This is a genomic window from Pararobbsia alpina, assembly GCF_902859895.1.
Lineage (GTDB): Bacteria > Pseudomonadota > Gammaproteobacteria > Burkholderiales > Burkholderiaceae > Pararobbsia > Pararobbsia alpina.
The window spans coordinates 64,200-83,555 of the sequence record NZ_CADIKM010000009.1 but is presented as its reverse complement, the minus strand read 5'-3'; the positions used below and the strand labels follow the sequence as shown (position 1 = coordinate 83,555).

17 protein-coding genes and 1 pseudogene are annotated in these 19,356 nt (G+C 61.2%); 5 read left to right on the top strand and 13 right to left on the bottom strand.

Going from position 1 to position 19,356, the window contains the following annotated elements; all coding sequences use genetic code 11:
• Window positions 1-50: 50 nt before the first annotated feature.
• The 3 genes and pseudogenes from HV670_RS12250 to HV670_RS12240 form a co-directional block, all read right to left on the bottom strand.
• A pseudogene (locus HV670_RS12250) lies at window positions 51-1,420 on the bottom strand (MFS transporter).
• Window positions 1,421-1,596: 176 nt separating this feature from the next.
• A complete protein-coding gene (locus tag HV670_RS12245; RefSeq protein WP_175105051.1) occupies window positions 1,597-2,361 on the bottom strand; it encodes an SDR family oxidoreductase in 765 nt (254 codons plus the stop codon).
• A 162-nt stretch (window positions 2,362-2,523) separates the two neighbouring features.
• On the bottom strand, window positions 2,524-2,985 hold the full coding sequence (locus HV670_RS12240; RefSeq protein ID WP_175105050.1) for a DUF4126 family protein: 462 nt from the start codon (window positions 2,983-2,985) through the stop codon (window positions 2,524-2,526).
• Between the two features lie 259 nt (window positions 2,986-3,244).
• Between HV670_RS12240 and HV670_RS12235 the strand changes: the two genes are divergently transcribed.
• A complete protein-coding gene (locus HV670_RS12235; RefSeq protein ID WP_246257283.1) occupies window positions 3,245-4,072 on the top strand; it encodes an arylamine N-acetyltransferase family protein in 828 nt (275 codons plus the stop codon).
• A gap of 144 nt (window positions 4,073-4,216) precedes the next feature.
• Here HV670_RS12235 and HV670_RS12230 read toward each other — a convergent pair whose 3' ends face one another.
• The 3 genes from HV670_RS12230 to HV670_RS12220 all read right to left on the bottom strand — a co-directional run bounded on the left by HV670_RS12230 (window position 4,217) and on the right by HV670_RS12220 (window position 6,756).
• On the bottom strand, window positions 4,217-4,537 hold the full coding sequence (locus tag HV670_RS12230; protein WP_343054409.1) for an L-rhamnose mutarotase: 321 nt from the start codon (window positions 4,535-4,537) through the stop codon (window positions 4,217-4,219).
• 89 nt (window positions 4,538-4,626) lie between these two features.
• The gene (locus tag HV670_RS12225; RefSeq protein WP_246257281.1) at window positions 4,627-5,688 is read right to left on the bottom strand and encodes an aldo/keto reductase; all 1,062 of its coding nucleotides are present in this window, start codon (window positions 5,686-5,688) and stop codon (window positions 4,627-4,629) included.
• 147 nt (window positions 5,689-5,835) lie between these two features.
• Entirely contained in the window at window positions 5,836-6,756 is a 921-nt protein-coding gene (locus HV670_RS12220) for a dihydrodipicolinate synthase family protein (RefSeq protein WP_175105048.1), read from the bottom strand.
• A gap of 119 nt (window positions 6,757-6,875) precedes the next feature.
• Here HV670_RS12220 and HV670_RS12215 point away from each other — a divergent pair, with 119 nt between their 5' ends.
• Window positions 6,876-7,805 carry a LysR family transcriptional regulator gene (locus HV670_RS12215; RefSeq protein WP_175105047.1) on the top strand — a complete coding sequence of 310 codons (930 nt, stop codon included), beginning with the start codon at window positions 6,876-6,878 and terminating at the stop codon, window positions 7,803-7,805.
• 60 nt (window positions 7,806-7,865) lie between these two features.
• On the opposite strand, the gene HV670_RS12210 is transcribed toward HV670_RS12215, so the two are convergent.
• The 4 genes from HV670_RS12210 to HV670_RS12195 form a co-directional block, all read right to left on the bottom strand.
• Window positions 7,866-9,323 (bottom strand): NCS1 family nucleobase:cation symporter-1, encoded by a 1,458-nt coding sequence (locus HV670_RS12210; protein WP_175105046.1) that lies wholly within the window; start codon window positions 9,321-9,323, stop codon window positions 7,866-7,868.
• A gap of 187 nt (window positions 9,324-9,510) precedes the next feature.
• Window positions 9,511-10,239: an SDR family oxidoreductase gene (locus tag HV670_RS12205; protein ID WP_175105045.1), complete on the bottom strand. Its 729-nt coding sequence runs from the start codon at window positions 10,237-10,239 to the stop codon at window positions 9,511-9,513.
• Between the two features lie 97 nt (window positions 10,240-10,336).
• The gene (locus HV670_RS12200) at window positions 10,337-11,083 is read right to left on the bottom strand and encodes an SDR family oxidoreductase (protein WP_175105044.1); all 747 of its coding nucleotides are present in this window, start codon (window positions 11,081-11,083) and stop codon (window positions 10,337-10,339) included.
• Between the two features lie 253 nt (window positions 11,084-11,336).
• Window positions 11,337-12,695 (bottom strand): epoxide hydrolase family protein, encoded by a 1,359-nt coding sequence (locus tag HV670_RS12195; protein ID WP_175105043.1) that lies wholly within the window; start codon window positions 12,693-12,695, stop codon window positions 11,337-11,339.
• A gap of 249 nt (window positions 12,696-12,944) precedes the next feature.
• Here HV670_RS12195 and HV670_RS12190 point away from each other — a divergent pair, with 249 nt between their 5' ends.
• Window positions 12,945-13,571 carry a cysteine hydrolase family protein gene (locus tag HV670_RS12190; protein ID WP_175105042.1) on the top strand — a complete coding sequence of 209 codons (627 nt, stop codon included), beginning with the start codon at window positions 12,945-12,947 and terminating at the stop codon, window positions 13,569-13,571.
• On the opposite strand, the gene HV670_RS12185 is transcribed toward HV670_RS12190, so the two are convergent.
• The gene (locus HV670_RS12185; RefSeq protein WP_175105041.1) at window positions 13,572-15,329 is read right to left on the bottom strand and encodes an FAD-dependent oxidoreductase; all 1,758 of its coding nucleotides are present in this window, start codon (window positions 15,327-15,329) and stop codon (window positions 13,572-13,574) included.
• A 266-nt stretch (window positions 15,330-15,595) separates the two neighbouring features.
• A complete protein-coding gene (locus HV670_RS12180; RefSeq protein ID WP_175105040.1) occupies window positions 15,596-15,889 on the bottom strand; it encodes a porin family protein in 294 nt (97 codons plus the stop codon).
• Between the two features lie 275 nt (window positions 15,890-16,164).
• Between HV670_RS12180 and HV670_RS12175 the strand changes: the two genes are divergently transcribed.
• Together HV670_RS12175 and HV670_RS12170 are read left to right on the top strand one after the other, a co-directional pair.
• Entirely contained in the window at window positions 16,165-16,938 is a 774-nt protein-coding gene (locus tag HV670_RS12175; RefSeq protein ID WP_175105039.1) for a hypothetical protein, read from the top strand.
• 227 nt (window positions 16,939-17,165) lie between these two features.
• A complete protein-coding gene (locus HV670_RS12170; protein WP_175105038.1) occupies window positions 17,166-18,341 on the top strand; it encodes a GGDEF domain-containing protein in 1,176 nt (391 codons plus the stop codon).
• A gap of 20 nt (window positions 18,342-18,361) precedes the next feature.
• Here HV670_RS12170 and HV670_RS12165 read toward each other — a convergent pair whose 3' ends face one another.
• Window positions 18,362-19,354 (bottom strand): ABC transporter permease, encoded by a 993-nt coding sequence (locus HV670_RS12165; protein WP_175105037.1) that lies wholly within the window; start codon window positions 19,352-19,354, stop codon window positions 18,362-18,364.
• Window positions 19,355-19,356: the final 2 nt, after the last annotated feature.

The window sequence follows — 19,356 nt, the reverse complement described above, 5'->3', positions numbered from 1 at the left end:
AAAGGGCCGTGATATAGGCACAGAGCCTTGATCTTCAGGAAAGCACTGCGTTACCGAGCCGCCGTTCCCGACGACATTTCCCAGTCCGACCGGCGTGCGGTCGTCCGCCCAAGCGCCAGCATCAGCACACAGGAAGCCAGGGCCGGTACAGCTGCCGCGAGGAACAGGGAGGGGGTCGACCAGTTCCGTGCGATCAGCATGCCCGCGACGATCGGACCCAGCACGGAACCAATCCGGCCGATCCCCAGGCTCCAGCCAATTCCCGTTGCCCGCAGATCCGTCGGATAACCGACTGCCGCAAAGGCGTTGACCGCGGGCTGTCCGCCCACAATGCAGAAGCCCGCGACGAAGACCACGATCTCCAGCAGCACCAGCGCATGGGACGTTTGCCCAATGGCGGCAACGGCAATGCATGCGATCACAAACGAGGTCGCGAGCACTTTGATGAATCCCCACCGTTCGATGAACCTGCCGAGCAGCAGCGTGCCGATCACCCCGCCGACCTGGAGCGTCGTGCCGACCAGTACCGCGGTTCGCGTGTTGTAGCCCGCGTCGTGAATCAAGGTCGGGAGCCAGTTGGAAAGGAAGTACAGATTGATCAGGTTCATGAAGTTCACGATCCACAGCAGCACCGTGAACTTCGCCCGTCCGTGCGCAAACAGCATGGCCACAGGCACACCCCGGTGACCTTGCTCCGCCAGGACGAAGGTGGTCCGGTCGTCGATGGTCAGCCCGGGTTCAAACAGCTTGAGCCAGCGGGTGACGCGTGCGCGGCTGCGTCCTGTCACGCGATGCTTGAGGACCAGGAACTGGTCGACTCGGGCAGCCAAATCGCCATGGCGAGCGCAAGGATCAGGGGCAGCACGCCGCCGGCAATAAACACCGACGGCCAGCCGAACGCGGGGATCAGCGCCGCGCTGACGAAACCGCCGGCGGCGGCCCCCGCGGTAAAACCGCACGAAATCAACATCATGCTGGTCACGCGCATGCGAGCCGCGCTGAACTCTCCCGCGAGCGACATCGCATTGGGCATGATGCAGCCCAATGCCAATCCCGTGACGAAGCGCAGCACGAGCAGAGCGTCAATGTTCGTGACGCGTGTGGTTGCCAGCATCAGGCAGCCGAAGGCGAACGTCGCACCGATCGGTACCGGGCGGCGGCCGATCTTGTCGGCGAGCACGCTCAGGCCCAGTGCACCCAGCATCAATCCGAACAGGCTGGCGCCGAAGACAGGTCCCATCGATGCCTTGGAGATGCCCCATGCGTGAATGATGGCCGGCGCGACATAGCCCATGGCCTGAACGTCGAAGCCGTCAAGCACGAGGCACAGGCCGCACATGATGAGCAGCCCGATCTGCAAACCGTTGACGCGTCCGCCGTCAATGACCTTGCCGACGTCGATGCTCCCTTTCGCGTTCATTGCTGTCTCCGTTATTTAATTGTCAGCGAAGGGGGAATTCGCTTATCGGGCCATATTCTGGGCCAGTAACGGACAGTCTTCCACCGGCTATTGAAAATGTCGGGTATTGATGTCGTGAATGGCGGCGCGCAAAGTCAGCGACAAAAGTGTCGTCTTTCGGCTCGCGACCGCCCCACTCATGTTCGCGTGATGGACACTCCGCCATCGACCAGCGACGCCGTGCCGGTGACGAACGAAGCGTCGTCGGAAGCAAGATACAGGACAGAGCGTGCGATTTCCTCGGGCATGGCCACACGCTTTAACGCATGCAGGTTTCTGATAAAGCCCTGCGATTCCGCAGTGTCGTTCATGTCGCGATACATTTGCGTGTCGACCGCGCCGGGCAGGATGGCATTGACGCGGATGCCTTGTGGCCCGAACTCCGCCGCGAGCGCTTGAGTCAGCCCGATGAGGCCGGCCTTGCTTGCCGCGTACGAGGCGGTGCCTGGAAACGCGCAGGAATAGCCGACGAAGGTCGACGTAAAGATGACCGAGCCAGAACCGCCAGACAGCATGGCGGGTATCTGGTGCTTCGCACCGAGAAAGGCGCTCGTGAGATTGGTCGCCAACGCCGCGCTGAAGCCGGCTTCCGAGACCTGCGTGCTGGGCCCCGGTTCGCCGAGCGAGCCCGCATTGTTGAACGCCACATCCAGTCGTCCGAACCGCTCGAGCGCAAGCGCGACGAGTGCCTTGGCGTAGGCTTCGGACGTGACATCACCTGCAAGAAAGGCCGCATCGCCGCCTTTGGCCTTGATCTCGCCGACCAGCGCTTCGAGTTCGCTTGCGCGGCGCGCCGCGACCACGACCTTTGCACCTTCCGCTGCGAACAGGAGCGCGGTCGCCCGGCCAATCCCTGCGCTCGCACCGGTAACGATCGCGACTTTTCCATCGAGCCGATTCATCTTGACCCCCCCGTGAAATGTCTGTCGAGGGAATGGCCTCGACGCCATGGAACCCGAAGATACCTCTCATTGACCGGAAGCCTTGGCGTCGAGTATGCGCAAGATGACTTACGCGCAAAGCGCGTCAAGTTGTCTCCGTCCGGCCGCCATCCGGCAACGCGCTCAGAGCGATGCGGCGATGGCCACCGCGCCGGCCACGGCGACGACGTCCTCGATCAGTGCAGCCTTGACATCGCGGCGCAGAGCGGCGGCAAGAATCGCGCGGGCTTTTGCTCCGCCCAACGTTCCGATGACCGCGCCGATTACGCCGATGATCAATCCGGCCGGAATCATTCCGCTCGGAGCGGCAATCGCGGCGCCGCACAGTGCGCCGCTCACGAGTCGCGCGCCGAACTGAAGCGGGACTTTGCGGCTCGGCGTCTTGGGCAACTGGTCAGCGATCAGCTCGGCAATCGCGAGCACGGTAAGGATGTACGGCGTGACGGGATGAGCGAGAAAGGCGAGCGGCGTGTCCAGCAAAGGCAGCACGCCTAGATAGGCTGCCCAGCTGATAACTGCCGGCGCGGTCAGGGTGCGCAGACCGGCGACGATGCCGATCAATAGTGCCAGAACGTAGACAAGCATGTGGCTCTCCCTGGTTGATCAGGACACGGGGCTTGCAATGCCTGCGAAGGTGGCCGGCATGGCGGTTGCGACGTCCCGTGGACGGCGCGAACCGCGCACGCATGTTCATCGCGCGCAGGCTGCAGCTAGTGTACGAGCATCGCCTCCTGCCCGCAGCCCGACGTCTCTCGGAGCGGCTGATGCGGATCGTTCGTGATCAAAGCCATATGCCATACTCTGAGCGCGTGCTTGAGGACTGAACTAAAGCGAACTTCCCCGAATGAGCAACGACGGCAAGCCGATGATCAACCTCGACCGATATTATTCACGAACCGGCTATACAGGCTCGTCGGATGCGACCCTGGAGACCCTGGCCGATCTCGTCGAGCACCACATTGCAGCGATTCCATTCGAGAATATCGATGTCTTGCTTGGACGCCCCATCGACATTTCTCTCGCGGCGATCGAGGCGAAACTGGTCGAGCGGCGGCGGGGTGGCTACTGTTTCGAGCAAAATCGGTTGTTGGGAGCGGTACTCGCCACACTTGGATTCCACGTCGAAAACCTGGCCGCCCGCGTATTGTGGGGCCGACATGAAAACGATCCGCCGCGACCGCGTACCCATATGGCGCTGCGCGTGACGATCGATGGAGAGCCCTGGCTCGTCGACGTCGGATTTGGCGGCACCGTCCCTGTTTCCCCGCTTCGCTTCAACGCTATCGAAGCGCAACCGACGCGGCATGAGATTTACCGTATCGTGCCGAACGGCGACACATCGACTGTGGAGGCTCATGCCGGTGACATCTGGCGAGCACTCTACGAAGTCTCGGGGACACCGTTGCTCGACGTGGACTATGAGCCGTTGAACTGGTTCACGTCGACGCATCCGGCATCGCCGTTCAAAGCGCATCTGATGGTCGCCCGGGCCACGCGGGACGCCCGGTTCTCATTGATGGACGGACGACTGACGATCCGACATCGCGGCGGCTCTCACGAACAGCGCGGTCTGCACATTGACGAACTCGAGACGGCGCTTGCCGATATCTTCGGTCTCGCGGTCGAGCCGGCATGGCGACCCTTGCTGGAGCGCCTGGCGATCTCGAGTTGAAGCGGGTGCAGGGTCGAGTCCGGCGAGTTCACTTCTGTTGCCCATAGCCGTGGGGTTTGCTGCGCGATGCCTGGCCGGGGCGTCCTCCCGGCCATGAACCACCGTGGCTGCATGGCCGCGTGAGTTAGCGGTCCCGTGGACCACTCATGGCTTGAGGAACACGCTCTCCAGGCGTGCCCACCACTCGCCGGGCTGTCGTGTTTCGAGAGGGGCTTGCATCGGTTCGCACAGCATCCACCAGTCTTTCATGCGCGGCTCCGCGGCAAGCCGTGCCTGATCGCCCGCGAAGTCGCTGCCGTGATACTCCCAGTAGGCGAACAACAAGTTCTCCGGCTCTTTCAGAAAGATCGAGTAGTTCCGGATGTTGGCCCTGGAAATGATGTCGATAATCTCAGGCCAGGTTTCGCGATGCAGCCGCTTGTACTCTGGTATGGCGTCCGCCTTGATGCCGAGCACAAAGCCCATTCGTTCCATCGTGTGTTTCCCCGATTTATTTTGCGCCCCGTGGGGCGAATTCGGTTTTTAGTAGCGCTCGAAAGCTTCCCGCATGCGCCTCAAGCCGCTTGGCGATCGGCGATGACCGCATCGGCACGCAGCAGGCCTTCGCTCTTGAGGTCACTCCACAATTGGGCGGGAATCGGGGTGCGCATGGACTCGACGTTGCCGCGGACCTCGGCGGGTGTGATCGCACCCGGGATGACGCTGACCACGACCGGGTGCATCAACGGAAACTGAAGCGCGGCATCGCGCAAGGGCACGCCATGCGAACGGCATACGTTCTCGATATCGCCGACTCGCTTGAGAATCTCCGGCGAGGCGGGGGCGTAGTTGAAATACGCACCGGGCTTCGGGCCGGTCGCGAGGATGCCCGAATTGAACGGGCCGCCGATGATGACGCCCATGCCCTTTTGCTGGCATAGCGGCAGGAACGAGTCGAGGGATTCCTGTTCAAGCAGCGTGTAGCGGCCGGCGAGGAGAAACAGGTCGACATCGGCATTGCGTGCCACGGTCTCGCACACTTGCCATTCGTTGACACCGATGCCGATCGCGCCGACCACGCCCTGGCTGCGCAAGTCGCTTAGCGCGCGCACACCGCCGTCGAGAAATTCACGGGTGCGCTGCGCGCTGGCCTCTGCGCTGCCATGCGAAAAGATGTCGATGTCGTGGCACAGCGCGATGTCGATGCGGTCGGCACCGAGGCGCTCGAACGAAATTTCGAAGCTGCGCATGACGCCGTCGTATGAATAGTCGTAGATGACCTCACGCGAGGGCACGTCGAAAAACTTGCCGATACCGTCACGCTGCTCGGGTGCGCAGCGCCGCAACAGTCGGCCGACCTTCGTCGAGAGCACATAGTCGTCGCGCGGCCGTTCGCGCAGAAACGAACCGACCCGCGTTTCCGCGAGGCCATAGCCGTAGAGCGGGGCGGTGTCGTAATAGCGTACGCCGTCCTCCCAGGCTGCCTCCAGGGTGTGCCGCGCCTGCTCGTTGCTCACGACACGATAGAGATTGCCTAGCGGCGCGCTGCCGAAACCCAGTGAGGTGAAGCTCAGTTTCCGGCCGGAGCGGCTCGTGAAAAGGCGTGGGTCCGACAAGTTCGATAAGGCTTGCGACACGGCAGGGATCCTTTTGGAAATGGTTGGGGATGTGCTTTAGCTCATGTACAGCACGGATAGGGATAACGCATACGTTATACAAAGTCCAATGTATACGTTGTTCATTTTGGAACTATCCGTGCTTACCCGTCGACCGAGTAGGGCGGCCTACTTTCCCCACCTGAGCGCGAGCGGGTCGAGCGGACGCGCCACTTTCAGCAAGCCGGCGCGGGTCGCGGGATGCATGGGCGCAAAGGGATGGCGTGTCGCATCCGAGCGGATCACGCCGCCTTCCTTCATCAACACCTTGCATGCGGCGAGACCGCATTGACGGTTCTCGTAGTTGATCAGCGGAAGCCATTGCTGATACAGCTCGGCAGCCTTGGCGGTGTCACCGCCCGCATAGGCGTCGACTATCTTGCGAATGCCGTCCGGATAGCCCCCGCCGGTCATCGCGCCGGTTGCACCGGCATCGAAGTCCGGGATCAGCGTGATCGCTTCTTCACCGTCCCAGGGACCGACGATCGCATCGCCGCCGAGTTCGATCAGCTCGCGCAGTTTCGAAGCGGCCTGCGCTGTTTCGATCTTGAAGTACGAGACGTTCCTGACTTCTTTCGCGAGCTTTGCCAGAAACGACGCGGACAGCGGGGTGCCGGCCACGGGCGCATCCTGGATCATGATCGGGATGTCGATCGCGTCGGAGACGCGGCTATAGAACTCCTGGATGCCCCGTTCGCCCACGCGGATGGTCGCGCCGTGGTACGGCGGCATGATCATGACCATGGCCGCGCCCGCATCCTGGGCGGCGCGGCTGCGCTGCGCGCAGACCTGCGTGCTGAAGTGGGTGGTCGTCACGATCACCGGCACCCGGCCTGCCACGTGGGTCAACACCGTGTCCTGCACCTGGAGCCGTTCTTCGTCGGTCAGCGCGAACTGCTCGGAGAAGTTCGCAAGAATGCAGACGCCGTGCGATCCCGCGTCGATCATGAAATCGATCGCGCGGCGTTGTCCGTCGAGATCGAGCCGTCCCGCCTCGTCAAAAATCGTGGGCGCGACAGGGAATACGCCTTTGTATACGGGTTGGGGCATGAATGTCTCCGCTTTTATCGTGCCCGCCACTATGCCGCGCGACTCCGATGCTGCATAGTGAAAGCTTTCCATCCTGTGATCGCTTTCAGGACTCATACCAAGCGCCTGAAATCCGCCCCATGAAAACCGCCCTCGACGTTCTGATGACCCGCCTGCGCATGAAGCAGCTTCAGTTGCTGATTGCGCTCGACGACCATAAGTCGCTGCACAAGGCCTCGACCGCGATGTCGATGACGCAGTCCGCGGCCAGCAAGGCGCTTGCCGAGCTCGAGGCGATGCTTGAGGCATCGCTTTTCGAACGGACCAAGACCGGGCTCGTGCCGAACCCGTTCGGTCACTGCGTGATCCGTTATGCGCGGCTGCTGGCCTCCGAACTCGGCTCGCTGTGCCAGGAGGTCGCGGATATCCGCTCCGGCACCGGCGGTCGTCTCGCGGTCGGCGCCATCATGGGCGCCATTCCGGAGGTGGTCGTGCCGATCCTGAACGAACTTCAGGAGAGCAGCCCCGGACTGTCGATCGAAATCGTCGAGGACACCAGCGCGCGCATGCTCGCCCTGCTCGACGACGGCCGGCTGGATCTGGTGATCGGGCGCTCGGCAGTCAGCCAGGATCCCTCGAAGTATCGATATCAATCGCTGGGCGACGAACCCGTGTCGGTCGTGGTCGGCTTCGATCATGCGCCGCTGCCCAAGCGCGAGCTGAGTTTCGCCGACCTCGGCGGACATCGCTGGGTGACCTATCCGAGCACGATGCCGATGCAGGCACTGCTCCAGCGGGAAATGGAACTGGCGGGTGCGGCGATGCCCATCAGCGCGATTTCCACCGCCTCGACCTTTATCACCGTCGCGCTTCTGCAATGCAGTATCGACCTGGTCTCGCTGCTGCCGACAGCGGTCGCGAGCCTGTTCACCCGGCATCGCATGCTGCGCATCCTGCCGGTTCAATTCAAGTCGAAGTCACCCACCTTCGGAATCGTGACGCGCAAGCTCGGCGTATTGTCACCGCCGGCATTACAGTTCATCGACCGATTGAAACGCGCGGGCAGATAGATTGAGGTAGCTCGACGCGCGTAACCGCATGCAGCGACCCGACAAACCCGTTGAGCGCCGTTAGGCGCGGGTTGGTGCAATTGTGTTACGGGGCCGCAGCGTCGCCATGATCAGGTACATGCCGCCGCCGATCAACACGCCGAAGAACCAGCCATAGGTATTCCACCAGGTCGGCAGCAGATTGGTGAAGTTGGGAAGGAAGGTCGAAAACACGCTGCCGACCGCCGCGGAGACGAGCGCGTTGACGTTCCAGCCGCCTTCATAGCGGTACTCGCCATGCTCCTGGTAAAGCGCCGCGACGTTGATGTTGCCCTTGGCCACCAGATAGTAGTCCACCAGGATGATCCCCAGCAGCGGGCCCATCGTGGCGCCGATGGCGTTGACGAAGTGCGCGGCATTGCCTTCCCACGGCGCGAACGGGTAGAGCACCAGCGCGATGGTCGCGGCGATATAGCCGCCCTTCTTGAAGCTGATCTGCTTGGGGAACACGTTGGAGATGTCGAACGCAGCCGAAACGAAATTGGCCACCACGTTGATGCCGAGCGTGGCGACTGCGAAGGTCAGCGCCGCGATGAGTGCCAACACCCAGCTGTCGAACCTGGCCGAGATCTGCTCGGGGTGCAGCAGCATTTCGCCGTACACCCTGAAGGCGGCGATGGTGGTGACGCCGGCGACCAGCGAGAACGCGACCAGGTTGACGGGCAGGCCCCACAGATTTCCTTTCTTGACTGCGTTGCGGTTCTTCGCGTAGCGCGAGAAGTCGCAAAAGTTCAGGTAGAGCGCAGCGAAGTAGGTGATCCAGGTCGCGCCCACTGCCATCAGCGCCGAAACCGAGCCGGGTTCGCCACTGACACCGGCGTCCTTGGTCTTCTCGAGCAGCAGGTTCATCGGCATGCCATGGTCCAATGTGAAGCCGCCGGCCTTGACGCACAGGCCGATCGCCAGGATCAGCATCGCGACCCACACCGCCGGACCGGCCCAGTCCTGGAATTTGCGCACCGTCTCCATGCCTTTCTGAATGACGAGCAGCTGCAGCGCCCAGATGATCAAGTAGCAGATCACCTCCAGCCCCGAGTGACCGAGGAAGTGGGTGCCCTTGTGGAACTCCATCAGGCTGTCATTGCGGATCAATAGCGCGACCATGGCGCTTGAAGCGGCTGCCGTCTGCGCACCGTACCAGAAGCATGCGACTATGGCGCGCACCAGTGCCGCCAGGTTGGCACCCCAGACGCCGAAGGAAGCGCGCGCCAGAACGGGGTAAGGCACCCCGGTCTTCTCGCCGGCGTAGCCGATCAGGTTCATCAGCGCGAAGATCACCAGCGAGCTGAGCCCGATCGCCAGCACGAAGTTGACAAAGCTGCCGCACAGAAGGAACAGGCTGGCGGCAAGGTAGTAGCCCCAGAGGCTGTGCACGTCCGAGGTCCAGACGTTGAAGATGCTGAAGGCCCCCCAGTTGCGTTCCTTGGCAGGCGCGAGATCTTCGTTGTAGAGGCCGGGGGAGGGGTCGCGGATTTCCATCTCTCAACTCCTTTGAACTCGTGGAACGGAGCAAACGCCGCCAGAGGTCCCTGGGCGCCGATGCCCCGCGTCTAAAGCAAGCAGGAATGCAAGAGCGGTATGGACTTCGACCTCGGCCCGCAACCGGTGGGTACGCGCCCTTGCGAGATGGAAAAACGTACCATGACAAAAACCGTCATTGGTCTCCCTAGAGATCGAAATTGGTGGGCATCATGATCACGTCGCGAATGGTCATGCCGCGCTGCCGCGTCAGCATGAACATCACCACCTCGGCGACCTCACTGGCTTCGATCAGGCTGCCCGATTCCTTGGCCTCGCTCAGCTTCTCCTCGGGCCAGTCGGCGAGCAGTGAGGTAATGACCGGGCCGGGTGAGACGGAACCGACGCGGATTCCGTGTTTGAAGACCTGGCGCCGCACCGTCTGTACAAAGCAGTTGATCGCCCATTTGGACGATGCATAGACCGGCTCCCATGGCGTCGGAAAGTGGGCAGCCAGGGAACTCGTCACGATAATGTCGCCGGTCCGTCTGCCGATCATATGGGGCAAGACGTCGTGGACGTTCTTCATCACGACGTTGACGTTGAGGTTCAGCATCCGGTCGATCGCCTCCGTGTCGGCGTCGACCAGTTCGCCGCCGACGTAACTGCCTGCATTGGCATGCAGGATGTCGATCTGCCCTGCCAGTTCCAGGACGCGCGGTGCAAGCGTCGCGCAGGCCTTCGGGTCGAGCAGATTGATGACCAGCGGAATCGCCGCATCGCCGCGCTCGCTGCAAATTGCCGCCAGGGCTGCCTCGTCGCGGTCGACCAGCACCACGCGCGCGCCGGCCGCCAACAGCGCCTTTGCGCTGGCCAGCCCAATGCCTGATGCAGCCCCAGTCACAACGGCGACCTTGCCTTCCAATTCTCTTGCCATGCTCTCTGTCCTTGATCTCTGGTTTTTCTGATTGGCCGTCCTTGCAGGCATCTCATCTGGATTCAACCTGCGCGGACGGAGCGGAAAAAGATGACGACTATCCCATCACGCTGTAGCCACCGTCGACGCGCAGGCTCTGGCCGGTCACCATCCGCGCGCCGTGGGTCAGCATGAAGATGACGGACTCGGCGACCTCGTCCGTTTCCAGGAAGCGGCCTAGTGGCAGCCGATTGAGGCGCGGGTTGGCCTTCTCTGGTGCGCTCCATGCCATGCGGCCCATGTCCGTCATCGTGACGTGCGGGTTGACGCTGTTGACCCGAATGCCATTCGTCCCGAGTTCCACAGCCAAAACCCGCGTGACGGCATCCAGCGCGGCCTTGGACGCGCAATAGGCCAGATGATCCTGGATGCCCATGAACGCAGCATCGCTCGACACATTCACGATCGCGCCCGGCACTCCGCGTTTGATGCGATCACGTGCGTACGCTTGCGCCAGAATGACGGGGGCGAGGGTGTTGATCGTCAGCACGCGGTTGAACGTCTCGATCGAAACATCGAGGCAGGGTTCAAGGATGGTCATGCCCGCGCAGTTCACCAGATAGTCGACAGGCATCGCCGCCTCGGCCGCGAGTCGGGTTGCGGCCAGGTCCTCCAAGTCGACCGGCAGGCTGGTCCCCCCGATTTCGGCGCGCAACGAATCAAGATCTTCGGACGAACGTCCCATCGCAGAAATGGTCGCGCCGCGTGCTGCCAGCATCTTGGCGATGGTTCGACCGATGCCTCTGCTGGCGCCCGTAACCAGGACGGATTTCCCGGCGAAATCCTGTAGTGCGTTGTTTGTCATTTTTGCCGATGGTCGCTTTCGCCATGGAGTGGTTGAGGCAGGCTTCGCTTCCTGCATCGACGATCCATGCTGAAGCCCGATGAGCGTAACAACAGATAAAATCCTAGTCCATCACTGATATCGAAGCGCTGGGTTTTGCTACCTTTGTGGCCAGCGAACCTCGGGACAAACCCTAGGCTCATGCATTGCGGGCAGACCTCTTGGCGATTGCCTCGACAGTTTTGCTGCTCGCTGCGCCCATACGATGACTCCTTCAGCCTTGGCGCAACGGTCTCAAGCCCGCGCGAACCTCATTAGCGAACAATTGCGGCTGTTCCCACGCTGCAAAGTGGCCGCCTTTGTCAGGCCTGTTGTAATAGATGAGCTTGTGATACGCCTGTTCCGACCAACTCCGGGGAGCCTGATAGTTCTCACCTGGGAAGGCACTCACGGCAGCCGGCACGGAGACGTCGGCAGCAAGGAGATAGTTGAAGTGAATTTCCCAGTAGAAGCGCGCCGCGGAAATCCCCGTGTTCGTCAGCCAGTAGAGCGTGATGTCGTCGAGGAGGTCGTCTCGTGTCAACTCGCCCGGGGATAGTCCGTTGACTGTGCGCCCAAACACCGCCGAGGTGAGTGCGCCTGCCGGCTGGCCATAACCGTCACCGTGGTCGAGGAGCCAGCTTGCGAGGCCCACGGGCGAGTCCGAGAGTCCGTAGAGCGTTTGCGGGCGAGTTGCCATCTCGATCGCGTAGCCGCGTCGCTTCATGGCGTTGATGCTCAGTCGCTCGTACGCGTGTTTTTCATCGTCCGAGAGACCGGATGGCGGCGGATCGCCTGCCTGGATCGCCTTTATGATGTCGGCTGGCACGGTCGCAGGAAAGTTGACGTGAATGCCCAGCAGTTCCGGCGGCGCCTGTTTGGCCATCACATTCGAGATAATCCCACCCAGGTCGCCGCCTTGCGACGCGAACTTCGTGTACCCAAGGCGCCTCATCAGCACGACCCAGGCACGGGCGGTGCGGTCGGGACCCCAGCCGGAAGTGGTGGGTCTGCCTGAGAGCCCGTAGCCGGGCAAAGACGGGATCACCAGATGGAAGGCGTCCGACGCGCTCGCGCCATATGCCGTGGGATTGGTCAGCGGATCGATAATCTTGAACTGCTCGATGACCGAGCCGGGCCAGCCGTGCGTGACGATGAGCGGCATCGCATTTTCATGTTTCGAACGAACGTGGATGAAATGAATATCCAGCCCATCGATCTCGGTCACGAACTGCGGTAGTGCATTCAGTTTCGCCTCGCACTTGCGCCAGTCGTAGTCTGTCGTCCAATGGCGCGCGAGAAGCTGAATCATCGCGAGTGGCACGCCTTGCGAGTCGTCGGTGACCGTTTCCCGGTCAGGCCACCTTGTCGCTTTGACGCGTCTTCGCAAGTCGACAAGTTGTGATTCAGGCACATGCACGCGAAGCGGACGAATAGCGGTCTTGTCGCCGCCCGCCGGTTGTACAACTTCAGTGATAGCTTGATTCGTTTCTGCGAACGCGGGCCGACTCATCGTGCCTGCGGCAACGGTTGCCGTTGCCACACCAACAAAACGGCGACGAGACGGCGATGGGGGAGGGATGTTGTCTGGCATACGATCTCCGATTGGCGAGGAGACTAGGAGAACCCGAGAGGCTCAACTGTACGGGTGGGCGTGGTGTTCAAGTGTTGGAGCCCTGTATGAATTCACGAGGAGATTGTCTCGCTTCGAAGTAGTTTGGGTTCCGCGCCGGCCGATACAGTAAGCGCGGCGCCAAACTTATAGTCAAGGAGTACGTATAGTCACGCCAAGTGTGGCGAGCATGGCGATAAAATGGCGACATCCTGTTCTGGAGCAATTCGTATGAGCCAGATAACCTACAGCGCAAAGTCGACGGCGTTGTTGCTCGTCGACCCTTATAACGACTTTCTCTCAGAAGGCGGCAAGGTGTGGCCGTTTATCAAGGACGTTGCCGAAGAAGTCGGACTGCTCGACAATCTTCGCACCATCAACAAGGCTGTCCGGGATGCCGGTATCCAGGTCGTTATCGCACCGCACCGCCGGTGGCAGCCGGGCGACTACGAATGCTGGTGCCATCCGAGTCCGAATCAGCGCAAGATCATGCAAGGCCACCACTTTGCCAAGGGCGAGTGGGGAGGGGAATGGCATCCAGAGTTCGCACCGCAATCGGGCGACATCATCGCGCTCGAACATTGGGGCTCGAGCGGTTTTGCCAATACCGATCTTGACTTCCAGCTAAAACAACATGGCATCACACATGTCGTGCTAGTGGGGCTGCTTGCCAATACCTGCATCGAGTGCACCGCGCGATTTGCAACGGAACTCGGCTACCACGTGACCCTTGTAAAGGACGCTACGGCCGCGTTCAAGCACGAGATGATGCATGCGGCACACGAGCTGAACGGGCCCACCTATGCGCACGCCATCTTGACGACGCGGGAGCTGGTCGCAGCCCTTCCCGCGGCATGACTATCTGACTGGACTCGACATGCTTTCTCGCGCACTAGCCAGGAAACGATGAATCTGCGCCACCACGGCTGCGCCTTCGCCCACTGCCGACGCGACGCGCTTGGTCGATCCTGAACGAACGTCGCCGATTGCGAAGACGCCCTCGACGCTCGTCTGTAACGGCATCGATTGCACGCCAGCTTCCGCAAGGTCAGTGCCCGTCAATACGAACCCTTTGCGGTCGAGCGACACGCGGCATGTGTTGAGCCAGCCAGTATTCGGATCCGCGCCGATGAATACGAACAGATGATGTGCCGTCATGCATCCTTCAATGCCACCGGCGCCACGGTAGTGCACGCGTTCGAGTCGCGCATCCCCCTCAAGCGCGGTCAGTTCGATGCGCGTATGAAGTGTAACGTTCGGCAGCGATGCGATACGTTCGCTCAGGTAGTGCGACATGCTGTGCTCGAGGCTCGCGCCTCGAATGAACATATGCACATGCTCGGCATGTGATGCCAGGAAGACCGCCGCCTGCCCAGCCGAATTGCCGCCACCGAGCAGCAACACCGGCTCCTTGCGGCACAGCCTCGCCTCGATCGGCGTAGCCCAGTAATAGACACCACAGCGCTCGAAGCGCGCGAGGTCTTCGACGACCGGCCGCCGATACTCCGCGCCACTGGCGATGACCACCGTGCGCGCGGTAATGCGGCGGCCATCGGCAAGCCCCACGGCAGGCGGTTGCTTGTCGCAATACAAAGCCTTGACCTCGCAGGGGATGCCGATATGTGCACCGAACTTCTGCGCCTGAACGAAGGCGCGGCCCGCGAGAGCGTTCCCCGAGATGCCGGTGGGGAAGCCCAGATAGTTCTCGATGCGCGAACTCGTACCGGCCTGGCCACCGGGTGCGCGACCATCGAGCGCCGCGACCGACATTCCCTCTGATGCCGCGTAGACGGCCGTCGCAAGCCCGCCGGGGCCTGCGCCGACGATTACCACATCGTAGACGTGCGTCGGATCGAACTCGGGAATCAGTCCGAGGCAAGATGCGAGCTGCCCCTCATCGGGGTTTCGCAGCACAGTGCCGTCCGGGCAAACGACGAGCGGGAAGTCGTCGGGCTTCGGCGTCAGGCGCTCGAGTAGCGCAATGGCTTCCATGTCCAGGTCCGCATCGAGCGTCATGTTAGGAAAAGCGTTGCGGCGCAGGAAATTCTGCAAGGCGAGGAGGTGGGGGTTACCGGAGGTGCCGACAAGAACAACACCTTGTCCGCGCTCGATCACGAGGACGCGCCTCAGAATCAGTGCGCGCATGATCTTTTCGCCAAGATCGGCTTCGCTGATCATCATGGCGCTGAGTTCGTCGGGCCGCACCAACAGCGCCTGGACATCTTCGACAACATGCGCGTCTACAACCGCGGGCTTGCTCGAGAGTTGGGTGACATCCGAGGTGAACTCGCCGCGCTGCGTGTAGGTGTGAATGATCCGTTCGTGGCCGAGGCCATCACGACCGACTATCCGGACTTTGCCCGAGAGCAGGACGAACATTCCCGGGCAAAGGCTTCCCGCACGATAGAGCAATTCGCCTTTGAAGTAGCAGAACGGGCTGCCGAAGCGACGCACCCTGTCGACTTCGACCTCCGTGAGGACCGGAAACATCTGGTGGTAGCGTGGATGGTCGCGCACGCTCGGATCCTCGAGTACCGCCTCATCGTCGATACGGCTCGCATCGCCTGCCATCTGATCGGCGGGCGTACCGTCGCCCGGTCTTGACTCGTTGCTCATCGCGAGTTCCTCCTTCAGCGACTGGTCGAAGCCGCTACCGTCTGGTCGGCTGCCGCCGCTGCCGGCAGCCGAAGGCTCCGCAACGTCAAATAAGGATGGAACGGTTGCTGAATATTTCCGCTCTCCCTTCTTCAGCGGTCACCGGCGCGCAAGGGAGTGACGGGGTGCCTGGCCGCCAGTGCGATAGCAATGAAAAGAGTAATCGAGTTGTCGCGGGGCAGCCAGGGAATCTTGAGATTTGGAAACGCCACAAGGCGCGGCGCCCGTCAGAAGCGGTGAGTGATTCCGACGCGATAGACCACCTGGTTTTCACCCGAGGACATATCCGCTGCTGCCAAGCTATCCGCATAGTCAAACTCCGTGCCCGTGTGCGCGCTGACCACGTGCTGCCCCTCAGCTTGCATATAGAGCGACGTCCGCTTGGTTACATCGTAGTCGAGCATCAGGGTGATCTGATGCCAACTCGGGTTTGAAACCGCCGACGGTCGAAGCGAGTCGCGCGTCGGTAAAGATATAGCCGCCACCGAGCCAAAAGTTTGGCCGAAAGAAGTACTGATCATTGATCTCGAAGTTGTCGAATTTCCACGAGTTCCATGTCCCGCCGTCCGAGGTCCGTGTACGGAACACCATCGCTACGTTGAGTCTTCGGCGATGGCCGCTTAAAACGCCATAGCAACCAGGTAACCGGCGGCGGCGGCTTCTCCGCGGGAATCGATCTTGCTCAGATATTTGGCCTTTGCGACGAATCGCATGCCGACGACACACTGACCCCGCTTTACGCCGCTGCATTATTTGCCAGGCCACTTTCGGGTCTATGTAACATGCAGGTGAAGCCATGAAGACGTTCTGGGTTTGGCTATTGTCGGCTGTCCTGCTAGGCAGCGTGGCGGCATGCGGCGGCGGCCACGACGATCACAGCACCCAAAGGCCGTTCGGGGTTGCCGGCATCATGGAAGGCATCTGGAACGGCAATCTGCACTCGAACTTGAATGGCGGCGACACGGGCATGTTCGTGATCGTGACAGCGGACGGTGCGTTGAGCCTTATCACCAACGACTGTCAGCAGATCAGTGCAAACATCGCAGCAAACGGACCTTTTTTTTCCGGTGCCGGCACGACCTATCTACAGACAAACTGTGATGGGACAGATGTCACGCTGGTGTCGCCGACCGCTAGTGCCGGGCCTGTGCAACCTTTCCAGATCGTTGGACAGTTCGATGATCGTACCGGCACCGCATTCGCCAACTACACCACTGCCGATGACAGCGGGACGATCTCGTTCCTGAACTTCTATCCGGACTACTTTAACGAGCCGGGTACACTGCCGCGCGCCGCAGGGGCCTACTCATTCACACAGACACTCACCGCTCTGAGTATCGATGTTAACGGAATTCTCTCTTACCGGGATGCGGCCGGACAGGCTTTCCCTGGCACGTTATTCGTTATCGATCCGACGGTCGATGCCTATGGCATGACCCTGCAGGTGGGCAGCCAAACGCTGACCGGTCTCGCTACCCTCGTCGATGACGGGAGTGGAAGAGATAACGACTTCCTGTTTGCCGTCGCCGATGGCAATCTGGCTTACAGCGCTGTATTAAAACGCGACTGACTAAGACCCGCAGCCGCATCCGGCCGATAAGCAGACGTCAGGTGGCTGGCAATCCATCACGGACATCCACGCTCGCACTCGTCGTTGCATACAACAACGCTATTGAGCCAATGTCCAACCGGAACGGGCTGTAGTCTCAAGTTTTCCGCCTCCGGGCCGTTATAGATATACACGGCGAGCGAAAATGCGCCTGCCGCCGCGATATATCGGGCGCTACTACATCAGAGATGCACGTTGATCTTATTACCGTTTATCTACTTGCGATCGGGACGCTGTTCGCCAGTTCTGCACTGACGCTTTGGGAGCGTCGGATACATCCAAAGCGCAGCAGGGAGTTGGGGATATTGGCAGCGGGATACGCGACGCTTGCCATCGGCTGCGCTGCGGTGACGTTACGTCACGACCTTCCCGGCGTGACAGGCTCTGCTTTGAGCAACCTCATCCTCCTTTGCGGCTATCTGTTGATTCTGCACGGTGTCGCATCGCTGAACAAACGGCAATACCGCGCAGCTTCGATGGGCCTGCTTGCCGCAATGGCGCTGACGTGGGCAGTTGGAGGCGCGCAGTGGCCGGATGCAATCTGGTACTACGGATGCGCATTTCCAATCGGGTTGGTTTGCGGCATGACATCTCTCGAACTGCTGCGAAACGACGGGATGAAAGGGTTGCAATCCCGGAACATCACCATGTTGGTGTCGGGCGTCCATGCGCTGTTTTATGCCTTCAGGGCATTCATCTTGCCTTGGCTGGTGACAGGGTACGGGCATGATGTTGAGTCCATTGCCAGCACAATCACGATGTACGAGGGCGTGCTGTATTCGGTCATTCTGCCGATGTCGCTGCTCAGACTCGTCCGCGAGGAAGCCCATGGCCAGCTTGTGCAGGAATCGCAAACCGACTATCTGACCGGTCTCGGCAATCGCAGATGGTTCTTCGAAGAGGGCGCGCGCGTCATTCGCGACGGCGAAGCATCCCTGCCCATTTCACTTTTTGCCTTCGACCTTGATCGCTTCAAGGCGATCAATGATCGATACGGTCACGAGGCGGGGGACCAGATCCTGAAATCATTTAGCGAAGTTGTCAGGAGCGCGGTGGGTTCCGAGGCGATTCTCGCTCGCCTTGGCGGAGAAGAATTTGCTGCGCTGCTGCCTGGTCATGACAGCATCCGTGCCAAAGAGGTGGGCGAGGCCGTAGTTAGACGTTTCGCTGAGAAGATCTCTCATCGCGTCAACGGAACTGAGGTAAAGGCCACGGTCAGCATTGGCCTGGCGCAGCTTGGAAGCACAGCCTCCACGCTTACCGACCTGCTGGCAGCTGCTGACCAAGCGTTATACATCGCGAAATCGCTGGGCGGTAACCGGCTCGATTTGGCACAGCCCGGCGCACGCCGCTCAGCTGCCTGATGATTTGGGGTGAACAGCGCCTACCGAACCACCTTTTCGCGACCATAGAACATCATCATCACGATGATCACCAGACCGAAAACCACTTGGCGGAAGACGTCGGCCGGCAGTCTGATGCCAATCTCCGCGAAATAGTCCTGCGGCTGTAGCACGGAGAGGATCGATTGCAGAAGCGTAATCAGGATCACGCCCGCGACGGTGCCGAGATAGGTGCCGCGGCCGCCGAGCACATTCGTGCCGCCAAGCACGATCGCCGCGATCGTAGGCAACAGATAGGGGTCGCCCATCGCCTGATAGGAGCGATTCGCCCAGCCGGCAAGCAGCACGCCGCCGGCCGCGGCGCAGGTGCCGGACAGCGCAAAGGCGATCACGGTAACCCGTCGGCTGTCCACGCCGGAGAGAAACACGGCCCGCTCCCGATTGCCGATCGCGTAGATCTGGCGGCCGAGCCGGGTGCTCGTCAGCATGTAGACCGTGACTGCCCCGAGCACGATCCATACGAGTAGGGGATTTGAAATTCCCGGGATCAACTGGCCGCTAGCGATCGCGACCATGAGCCCGGTGGCTCGATCCTGCGGCGCGAAGCCGCCGGTATGAAAGACCATCAGGCCTTGGGCGACGGCGTTCATGCCCAGCGTGAAGATCATTGAAGGCGCCCGCAGATAGGCAACCCCCAAGCCGTTCACCACCCCGACCAGGAGACCGCAGAAGATCCCGAAAGGGATGGCGAGCGGCACGCCGAGGGCGTCCCCGAGGATCCCCGAGGCGCCGGTGGCCATCATGCCGCCGATGGCGATCGTCCAGGGGATCGACAGGTCAATCTGCCCTATGAGGATCACGATCATTGCCCCCGTCGCAATCGTGCCGAGGAAGGAGGCGATCTGGAGTTGCTGGGCGAGATAGTCGACTGACAGGAAGCCCGGCTTGGCTGCGGCGCCCAACAAGAGCAGCAGCAGAATGCAGCCGAATGCGATCAGCGTCGCGGCGTCGATCCTTGGCAAGAAGCGAAGCATGG